This is a genomic window from Anoxybacillus pushchinoensis, from assembly GCF_900111795.1.
Classification (GTDB): Bacteria; Bacillota; Bacilli; order Bacillales; family Anoxybacillaceae; genus Anoxybacillus; species Anoxybacillus pushchinoensis.
Window position 1 is genome coordinate 1 of sequence record NZ_FOJQ01000069.1, and the last position, 9,958, is coordinate 9,958.

12 protein-coding genes and 2 pseudogenes are annotated in these 9,958 nt (G+C 37.4%); all 14 read left to right on the plus strand.

What is annotated here, in order from left to right:
- The coding region (locus BM213_RS13010) for a transposase (protein WP_143091206.1) at positions 1–267 on the plus strand (267 nt) is incomplete at its 5' end.
- Positions 268–503: 236 nt separating this feature from the next.
- Positions 504–1,391, plus strand: a complete 888-nt coding sequence (gene rfbA, locus BM213_RS13015; protein ID WP_091704840.1) for a glucose-1-phosphate thymidylyltransferase RfbA — start codon at positions 504–506, stop codon at positions 1,389–1,391.
- Between the two features lie 15 nt (positions 1,392–1,406).
- A complete protein-coding gene (rfbC, locus tag BM213_RS13020; protein WP_020756772.1) occupies positions 1,407–1,964 on the plus strand; it encodes a dTDP-4-dehydrorhamnose 3,5-epimerase in 558 nt (185 codons plus the stop codon).
- 2 nt (positions 1,965–1,966) lie between these two features.
- A complete protein-coding gene (rfbB, locus tag BM213_RS13025; RefSeq protein ID WP_081212785.1) occupies positions 1,967–2,980 on the plus strand; it encodes a dTDP-glucose 4,6-dehydratase in 1,014 nt (337 codons plus the stop codon).
- Positions 2,977–3,819: a dTDP-4-dehydrorhamnose reductase gene (gene rfbD / locus BM213_RS13030; RefSeq protein WP_091704842.1), complete on the plus strand. Its 843-nt coding sequence runs from the start codon at positions 2,977–2,979 to the stop codon at positions 3,817–3,819. The genes rfbB and rfbD overlap by 4 nt, the downstream gene beginning before the upstream one ends.
- Positions 3,820–4,011: 192 nt before the next feature.
- A complete protein-coding gene (locus BM213_RS15085) occupies positions 4,012–4,125 on the plus strand; it encodes a hypothetical protein (protein WP_242664917.1) in 114 nt (37 codons plus the stop codon).
- A 53-nt stretch (positions 4,126–4,178) separates the two neighbouring features.
- Positions 4,179–4,565, plus strand: coding sequence for an acyltransferase (locus tag BM213_RS13035; RefSeq protein WP_244149296.1), 387 nt, complete (start codon positions 4,179–4,181; stop codon positions 4,563–4,565).
- A gap of 12 nt (positions 4,566–4,577) precedes the next feature.
- Positions 4,578–5,354 carry a glycosyltransferase family 2 protein gene (locus BM213_RS13040; protein WP_020754172.1) on the plus strand — a complete coding sequence of 259 codons (777 nt, stop codon included), beginning with the start codon at positions 4,578–4,580 and terminating at the stop codon, positions 5,352–5,354.
- Between the two features lie 89 nt (positions 5,355–5,443).
- A complete protein-coding gene (locus BM213_RS13045) occupies positions 5,444–6,772 on the plus strand; it encodes a UDP-glucose dehydrogenase family protein (RefSeq protein ID WP_091704845.1) in 1,329 nt (442 codons plus the stop codon).
- Positions 6,773–6,896: 124 nt separating this feature from the next.
- On the plus strand, positions 6,897–7,925 hold the full coding sequence (locus BM213_RS13050; RefSeq protein WP_091704848.1) for an NAD(P)-dependent oxidoreductase: 1,029 nt from the start codon (positions 6,897–6,899) through the stop codon (positions 7,923–7,925).
- Positions 7,840–8,511 carry a sugar transferase gene (locus tag BM213_RS13055; RefSeq protein ID WP_279625327.1) on the plus strand — a complete coding sequence of 224 codons (672 nt, stop codon included), beginning with the start codon at positions 7,840–7,842 and terminating at the stop codon, positions 8,509–8,511. The genes BM213_RS13050 and BM213_RS13055 overlap by 86 nt, the downstream gene beginning before the upstream one ends.
- Before the next feature lie 55 nt (positions 8,512–8,566).
- Positions 8,567–8,998 (plus strand): annotated as a pseudogene (locus BM213_RS13060) (DegT/DnrJ/EryC1/StrS family aminotransferase); the annotation flags it as partial.
- Positions 8,999–9,067: 69 nt separating this feature from the next.
- The gene (locus tag BM213_RS14725; protein WP_167357417.1) at positions 9,068–9,226 is read left to right on the plus strand and encodes a YwzD family small protein; all 159 of its coding nucleotides are present in this window, start codon (positions 9,068–9,070) and stop codon (positions 9,224–9,226) included.
- A gap of 178 nt (positions 9,227–9,404) precedes the next feature.
- Positions 9,405–9,524: pseudogene (locus BM213_RS15320) on the plus strand (VanZ family protein); the annotation flags it as partial.
- Between the last annotated feature and the right edge of the window lie 434 nt (positions 9,525–9,958).

Genomic DNA, 9,958 nt, shown 5'->3' on the forward strand with positions numbered 1-9,958 from the left:
AATGAGTTGGATGTCCTCCTTACATTTATGGATTATCCAAGCAGTATTCGAAGTGTGATTTACACGACCAATGCCATCGAACGAACGATCAAGGAGATTCGGAAACGTCTAAAGCCGATGAACAGTTTGAGCAGTTTAGAAGCCGCGGAAAAAGTCGTGTATTTGACCATTCAAGATTTTAATGAGAAATGGGCAGGGCGAAAGTTAAGAGGATTTGCCGAAGCACAGGAAGCCCTCGAGCGAATGTTTGAAGAACGTTATCATTAACCAAATAATGTAAATAAATGAGATAAGGGGATTCTCCCTTTCCACACAAGAGACTGAATATTCAGTCTCTTGTGTGGAGAAAATCAGTCCCCTATCAATTCAAATCCATTTCAGAGAAACCCTACCCCATTTACATTACACAAAATTCTTGACGGTACCGATATTTGCCCAAGGTTCTCCATGTCATTGATAACTTTTATGTGATTCAGTTATTTAATTAGTGGAGGAGATATTTGATGAAAGGAATTGTTTTAGCAGGTGGCAGTGGCACCCGCCTTTATCCTTTAACAAGGGCGGTATCTAAGCAGTTGTTACCTATTTACGATAAACCGATGATTTATTATCCATTATCTGTTTTAATGCTAGCTGGTATTCGCGATATTTTAATTATTTCCACTCCTAATGATACGCCTCGGTTTGCGGAGCTATTAGGAGACGGGTCGCAGCTGGGAATCTCGTTGTCTTACGCCGTGCAGCCTTCGCCAGATGGTCTTGCGCAGGCGTTTATTATTGGAGAGGAGTTCATCGGTGATGACAATGTTGCGCTGATTTTAGGAGACAATCTGTTCTATGGCCATGGGTTGACAAAGTTATTACAAAACGCCGTGGACCGAAAAACGGGGGCGACGGTGTTTGGGTATTACGTAAACGATCCAGAACGTTTTGGCGTTGTAGAGTTTGATGAAAACGGAAAAGTCATTTCTATTGAAGAAAAACCGAAACATCCGAAATCCAATTATGCGGTGACAGGGTTGTATTTTTATGACAACCGTGTTATAGAATTCGCGAAAAGTATTAAGCCTTCCTCTCGTGGTGAGCTGGAAATTACAGATGTGAATAAAAAATATTTAGAGCTTGGCGAATTGCATGTGGAGATTTTAGGAAGAGGTTTTTCATGGTTAGATTCCGGTACGCATGAATCTTTGCTTGAGGCTTCGCAATTTATCGAGACGATTGAAAAACGGCAAAGTTTAAAAATCGCATGCCTCGAGGAAATTGCCTATGTGAAAGGATACATTGATCGAGAACAGCTATTAAAACTAGCGGAGCCGCTAAAGAAAAATCAGTATGGTCAATATTTAATTGATATTGCTAATCAGAAAAAACGACCGATTTATATGTAGAAGAGGTGTTTAAAAATGAAAGTACATGAGACGCTATTACCCGGTGTATTGTTGATCGAACCAAAAGTGTTCGGCGATCACCGGGGTTTTTTTATGGAAAGTTACAATAAAAAGCTTTTTGCGGAATATGGGATTGATTTTGATTTTATTCAAGACAATCATTCGTTGTCACAACAAGCAGGTACCATACGCGGTCTTCATTATCAATTACATCCAAAGGCGCAAACGAAGTTAGTTCGCGTTACTCGAGGAGCTATCTATGATGTCGTTGTCGATATTCGCAAAGGTTCACCGACATTTGGCAAATGGCAAGGTTTTATTTTAAGCGCGGATAATAAGCGACAATTGCTTGTTCCAAAAGGTTTTGCGCACGGTTTTTGTACGTTAGTGGAAAATACGGAAGTACAATATAAAGTAGATGAATATTATTCACCTGAACATGACCGCGGTATTTTATGGAGCGATCCCGCATTAGGGATTGACTGGCCAACGGCGAATCCAATTCTTTCTGACAAAGATACGAAACATCCATTGTTGGCGGATGCGGAAATTAACTTTGAGTGGGAGAGATAATAATGAATCTTTTAGTTACAGGCGGAGCAGGTTTTATTGGAAGCAACTTTGTTCGTTATATGCTCGAGAAATATCCAAATTATAAAGTAGTCAATTATGATTTATTAACCTATGCTGGTAATCTTGAAAACTTAAAGGATGTCGAAAATCACCCGAACTATACATTTGTGAAAGGCGATATCAATAACCGTGAGTTAGTCGATTATCTTGTAAAAACGCACGAGATTGACGTTATTGTGAACTTTGCGGCTGAATCGCATGTCGACCGCAGTATTACAGATCCTGATATTTTTGTAAAAACAAATGTATTAGGCACGCAAGCGTTATTAGATGTGGCGAAAGCCAACAATATTAAGAAATATGTGCAAATTTCAACGGATGAAGTGTACGGTACACTTGGAGAAACGGGATATTTTACAGAAGAAACACCACTAGCACCGAATAGCCCTTATTCGGCAAGTAAGGCTGGTGGAGACCTACTTGTAAGAGCGTATCATGAAACATATGGACTAAATGTGAACATTACGAGATGTTCTAATAACTATGGACCATATCACTTTCCTGAAAAACTCATTCCGTTAATGATCACGAATGCTCTGGAAGGAAAAGAACTTCCGATTTACGGTGACGGTCAAAATATTCGTGATTGGTTGCATGTTAAAGACCATTGCACAGCGATTGATTTAGTGATTCATAAAGGTAGACCTGGGGAAGTATACAATATCGGCGGACATAATGAACGGACAAATAATGAAATTGTACATTTCATCGTTGAAAAACTTGGTGTATCAAAAGATTTAATTAAATATGTAGCCGATCGTCCAGGGCATGATCGTCGTTATGCAATTGATCCAACGAAAATTATGACAGAGCTTGGCTGGAAGCCACAATATACCTTTGAAAAGGGTATTGTTGAAACGATCCAATGGTATATTGACAACCAAGAATGGTGGAAAAATATTAAATCCGGTGAATATATGAACTACTATCAAAAACAGTATGGTGACAGGCTATGAAAGTGGTTGTAACAGGTGCAAAAGGTCAGCTTGGTACAGATTTAGTCCATTTACTCGCTGATAGAGGGTATAAAGTTTATGGTTATGGACGAGACGAGTTAGATATAACAAACTTTGAGCAAGTAAAACAGGTTATTAGTGAAGTTAACCCTGATGTTGTCATTCATGCTGCAGCGTATACAAAAGTTGATTTAGCAGAATCAGAGCCAGATCAAGCATTTTTAATTAATGCTTATGGAACAAGGAATGTTGTTGTTGCGTCGGAAGCAATAGGGGCAAAACTTGTCTATGTCAGTACGGACTATGTCTTTGATGGAACAGCGAATGTGCCATATAATGAGTTTGCTCCAACAAATCCACTTAGTGTATACGGTAAAAGCAAATTAGCCGGGGAACAGTTTGTTCGCGACTTACACTCTAAGTTTTTCATTGTCAGGACTTCTTGGGTCTATGGAAAGCATGGAAATAATTTCGTTAAAACAATGTTAAAATTGGCTCAAGAACGAGATGAGTTAATGGTCGTACATGATCAAATTGGTTGTCCAACGTATACAGTAGATTTAGCCAATTGCATTTTAGAACTAATTCAAACAGAAAAGTATGGCATTTATCATGTTTCTAATTCGGGACATTGTTCTTGGTATGAGTTTGCGAAAGCGATTTTTGAGGAAGCTGGGATTGAGGTTAAAGTAAATCCTTGCACAACAAAAGATTTTCCAAGACCAGCCCCAAGACCGGCTTATTCGGTGTTAGATCATATGGCTCTTCAATTAAATGGGTTTAGGGAAATGAGAGAATGGAGGGTAGCATTAGCTCATTGTCTAAAATTCTTAGTATAATTATAGGTCTTGACCAATTATTTAATACAGTTTTATTAGTGTAAAAGCCAAAGGTAAGGTGTAACCGACCAACAAAATTGAATATTTCTGCTAAAAGTTATTTTGAAGGGACAAAAATTGATGATAATTTGACTATTCAAGATAATGTTGTGATTAGCAAACAATCGATGCGCGTAAAAACCATCGATATTGTTGGAAACGAAACAACTTCTGCCAGTTGTCATCGGTTCAGGAGTAATAATCGGGACTTCGGCAATTATTTATGCAAATGTGGAAATTGGTGATGAAGTATCATTGCTGATTTAGCGACCATTCGTGAGCGGGTAACGATTGGAGAAAGAACTATTGTTGGTCAAGACGTGACAATCGAAAATGACTGTAAAATAGGTAAATACTGCAAATTAGAAACAAACTGCTATATTACAGCTTATTCAGAATTAGGTGATTATGTATTTATTGCTCCTTGTGTTGTTACGACAAATGATAATTATATGGCTCGAAGTAAAGAGCGTTTTGGAAAATTTAAAGGTGTGACTGCGAAAAAAGGGGAACGCATAGGTGTTAACGCTACTATTCCTCCTAGAAAGGTGATCAAAGAGGGTGGCGCTGTGGCAACCGGGAGCGTAGTCACTAAAGATGTAGAGAAAGAAGAATTAGTGGCAGGAGTTTCGGCAAGGAAATTAAGGAATGTTCCAGAGGATCAATTGTTAAGAAAATCAGGATTAAGTCAGCTTATGATTTTTTAAAGGTTCTTGTAAATGGGTGATACAATGAATAAGGACAAAGAAATACCTCTAGTTTCAGTTATAACACCTACGTATAATGCAGAAACGTATATTGGACAAACTATAGAATCTGTTAAGAACCAGAAATATTACAATTGGGAAATGATTATAGTAGATGACTGTTCTAAAGATAATACAGTAGAAATTATTAAACGTGCGGCTGAAAAAGATAAAAGGATTAGACTAATACAATTATCAAAAAATAGTGGTGCAGCGGTAGCAAGAAATACAGCCATCCAAAATGCAAAAGGAAAATATATAGCATTTCTTGACAGCGATGATTTATGGTATCCAGACAAATTAGAAAAACAAGTAGCTTTTATGCAGGAGAAGGATATAGCTTTTTCTTTTACAAGTTATCGGATTATTAATGAGGATGGTACGGAAACAGACAAAATTATTCAAGTGCCTAAAGAAATTGATTATAAAGGTTTATTGAAAAATACCATCATTGGGTGTTTAACAGTTATGTTAGACGTAAATAAGCTGGGCCTAGTACAGATGCCCAATATGAGAACGAGACAAGATACAGCTACGTGGCTTTCAATATTAAGAAAAGGTTATAAAGCCTATGGCATTCAAGAGCCTCTTGCTAAATATAGAAAAGTAAGTGGATCTATTTCTAGTAACAAGTTTAAAATGGCAAGACAAACTTGGAGGATGTATAGGGATTTTGAAAAACTTAATATTTTTTATGCATCATGGTGCTTTATTAATTACGCATGGAATGCCTTGAAAAAAAACATTTGAAAAAATAATTAATGATGATTAATTATCGCTGTTGGTCGGTCGAGAATTAATAAAATCTAATTGTCTGTTTTATGAAAGGAAAAGATGGCATGAAAAATATAGCAGTAGTAGGAACAGGATATGTCGGTTTAGTTACTGGTGTTTGTCTTTCCGATATTGGTCATGACGTAACTTGTGTCGATATAGATGAACAAAAAGTGGAGAAAATGAAAAAGGGAATTTCACCGATTTACGAGCCTGGTTTAGATGAATTAATGAAGAAAAATATTGAAAATGGTAGGTTGCATTTTACAACAAGTCACAAAGAAGCATTTAAAGATGCGGAAGTAATCTATATTGCGGTAGGTACACCACAAAAAGAAGATGGTTCTGCAGATTTACGATTTGTTGAACAAGCAGCAAAAGATATTGCTGAAAATATCGAAAGAGATGGAGTCGTTGTCGTTACAAAAAGTACTGTGCCTGTTGGAACAAACTACAAAGTAAGAAATTGGATAAAGAGTCTTCTAAAGAAAGACATTCATTTTGATGTTGTATCCAATCCAGAGTTTTTACGGGAAGGCTCGGCGATTTACGATACATTCCACGGTGACCGGATTGTGATTGGAGCTGATAACGAGCGAGCTGCGTCGATTATTGAAGAAGTGAATAAGCCATTTGGCATTCCGATTTTTAAAACGGATATCCATAGTGCTGAGATGATTAAATATGCATCGAATGCCTTTTTAGCAACAAAAATCAGTTTTATTAATGAGATTGCAAATATTTGTGAAAAAGTTGGTGCCAATGTTGAGGATGTTGCGTATGGAATGGGGTTGGATACACGAATCGGGCCACAATTTTTACGAGCAGGTATTGGCTATGGAGGTTCATGTTTTCCAAAAGATACAAAAGCATTAGTGCAAATTGCTGGAAATGTTGACCATAAGTTTGATTTATTAGAAGCTGTAATAAATGTTAATAATAAACAACAAGTAAAACTAGTAGAAAAAGCACGTAACCGCTTTGGTAGTTTGCAAGGGAAAAAAGTGGCTTTGCTTGGTTTGGCTTTTAAACCGAATACAGATGATATGCGTGAAGCTGCTTCCATTGTTATTGCTAAAGAACTTGTCAAAGATGGTGCTTTTGTTGCTGCTTATGACCCAGTTGCAATGGAAAATGCAAAGCGTGTTATTGGTAATGAAATTATGTATGCAAATTCGATAGAAGAGGCACTTCACGATGCCGATATTGCAATGATTGTTACAGAATGGAATGAAATTAAAAACTTATCGCTTGATACGTTTGTTAGATATATGAAAACTCCAGTTGTATTTGATGGGCGGAACTGCTACTCTTTAGAAGAAGTGGCAAAGCATAATATCGAATATCATTCTATTGGAAGAGAAAGTATTTTAAGAAGTGTAGTAAGCATTTAATCGCTTTTACTTCTATAAATAGTATGTATCGTGTTAATGAACTTACTGAAAAAGTTTAACTAATACCATATAATTTAAAAATTTTCTCAACTGATAGAACAAAAAATTGAGTTAAGGAGTAGTGATGAAGATAGAAAGCTTATATACTCAGATAGATAAAGAAATAGATTCCTTAGAAAACCCAGAGAAATCAATTATATTTTTAAACAATACTTCTAAAAAGAGAAAAAATTTTTTTATTCTTCCTAGAAGAAAAGCCTTGAATTATAAATCAGTTGGTTTTTTTATAGGTAATGAAGTAATATGCGAAAATGTATGTAAATATATAGATGGAAAAGCAAAATATGTATTAGTGGATACTGAAAACAAACAAAACTTTAACCTGTTCTCTATTGCTAAAAAGAATATATCGAAATCACAAGTGATTCCTTTCAAACCTAATGATGTAACGGTAGAGTCTTGTGATTTATTGGTCAGACATTTATTTGAAGAAGATATTCAAGGGAAGAAAGTTTTAATATTCGGTTCGGGCAATTTAGCTTCCAAAATGGCATTGCGGTTAGCGGAAAGACAAGCAGAAGTGGTTGTATGGGCTAGGAATCAGGAGAAAGCTCCAACGATTGTGGATGCCTTAAATTATATTCTTCCAAAGTATAATGACACAAAAATAAAGCTTTTTCATGAGGATGAAAACGGTTTTGATTTGATGATTTCATTTTTATCCGCAGAAAATGTTATTGGTGCTAACTTTTTCAACTATCTAAAGAAAGAGGGAACAGTAATAGACGGTGGCATTAATAATTTTTCAAAAGACTTTATAGAAGTAGCACTTAACAATGGAGTTTCGTTCATTAGACTAGATACGAGAATCGCTTTTCATTATGCGTTGATGAGTCTAAACTTAGAGACTTTCCACTTTTTTGACAATGTTTTTGGGACTCGAGAGATTGAACAAATTCGATGTGTAGCGGGCGGTATACTTGGAAAACAAGGTGATGTGATTGTGGATCAGATAAAACATCCTACTCAAGTGATAGGAGTGGCTAACGGATTGGGAGGTGTCAAGCATGAGTGTGAACTTACAGATGAAGAACGAAGAAAGATTAGTACCATCTGGAAGTATATTTTACAAAGTAACAAAAAGAATCTTTGATATTGTTTTTAGCTTGGTTGCACTCATTTTGCTATCTCCCATCCTTTTGATTATTTCACTATTAATCATTTTGGATGACGGATTTCCGGTATTTTTTAAACAAAAAAGAACAGGGTTAAATGGAAGTACATTTTACATTTATAAATTTCGATCTATGAAAGTGACAAATAATGGATCTAATCAGAAAAAAGTATATGATTGGAAAAACGGTGTGCCGGATGATTTTATTTTTAAAAGTACACAAGGATTTGATCCAAATGTCACGAAAATAGGGCGTTTTATTCGGAAGTATAGTCTGGACGAATTACCGCAGTTTATTAATGTGTTAAAAGGGGAAATGAGTATTATTGGACCGAGACCAGAGATTACTGAGATTACAGATTGTTACAATGAATATCAAAAGCAAAGGTTATTAGTTAAGCCTGGCATTACTGGATGGGCCCAAGTGAACGGGAGAAGTGAAATTCCTCATGGCGAGAAAATTAAATATGACTTATATTATGTGGCGAACCAAGGTTTTGCATTAGATATGAAAATCTTTTTTAAAACCATTGTACAGGCGCTTTTTGGTAAAGGGGCTATATAAAAACCCTTTTATCTAGGCTCGTACCCCACCCAACATTATCACTATCTCATATTTTAATATCGTCCCTAGAATCGGCCGGGCGCAGTTGGAAGTATTGGACGAGCGAGTGAAGGCGAGACGGGCGATTTTTGATCGTTACGTACGAGCGTTAGGGGATATCGAAGGCATTCACTTTATGCCTGAACTCGAAGGGACGATGTCCAACCGTTGGCTGACAACGTTGACAATCGATCAGCAAGCGCTTGGCGTGACGCCGATGGATATTATCAGCGCGTTGGTGGCAGAGAACATCGAAGCCCGTCCAGTGTGGAAGCCTTTACACTTGCAGCCGTTGTTTGACGGAGTGCAGTATTATCCGCATGAGGAAGGTTGGAGTGTGTCCGACGAGTTGTTTGCCAACGGCATTTGCTTGCCATCAGGTTCGAGCATGACAGCTGAAGAACAAAATCGAGTGATTGACGTATTTCTTCATGCAATCCAACGATAAACGAAAATGAACGAGCCCCTGTTGCCGTGATGGCACAGGGGCTTCTTTCGTATGGAGGTGGTTAGACTGATGAAAGTAAAAGAAGCGTCGTTAGAAACAGAAAAATTCAAGCATATTTTACTTCAAGCATGCCAGCGTGGAGAGCTGTCGACTCATATGACCGCGAAAGAGATGGTGCAAGAGCTTGCCCAACAATTAAAGCAAGTATGCAAAGGAAATGAATCTTAACGAATGTCTATATCTTTCTTTCAGCAATAGCCGAAATCAGTCAAGATGATGGTGTATGGTCTTGGAATTACTTTGTGCGTAAGTCCACTCATGTGTTGGTGTTCGGCTTGCTTGCGGTTGTCGCATGGTGGACGATGGCGGGGTACGGGTGTTTATCATCATTTAACCCTGTTTCGATGAGTGGCATCAGTCGTTTCAACCTAGGCGGGTGCTGCCTGTGTCGGATGTGGTCATTGATGTACTCTGTGTAACATTGGCGCTCTGGATCGTGTGGCTGCTGGTGCATAATGTACGCTAATTGTATGAGTAGTCGGTTCGGTAGAGAAGTATTTTTTTGGCTTTAATTATCTAAATATTCTATTAAATTAACGGTATGACAACGGATATCATGGTAAGAGGCGATGTAATTGTGCAGCGTGCCTGTCACGCCCCGATATATGTCAAGATTTGTAGAAACAGAGGGTCATAGATTGGCTCTCTGCTTTTGTTTAAAAAATTCGTAACTATTCAGCCACATCATAAAGTGAGCTGAATATTTTCTGCTTTGCCTGTCTATGATGTGAATATTGATAGACAAGGAGGTGAATCGCATGTTGACGGTACAACAAGCTGTATTTACAGTTGAAAGCTTAATCAGCAAAGTCCAACAACAAAAGCAGCTCATTACTCACCAACAACAAGTCATTGAGCAACTGTTGAAAGAAAACAAACAGCTACGCAAAGAAAATGAAC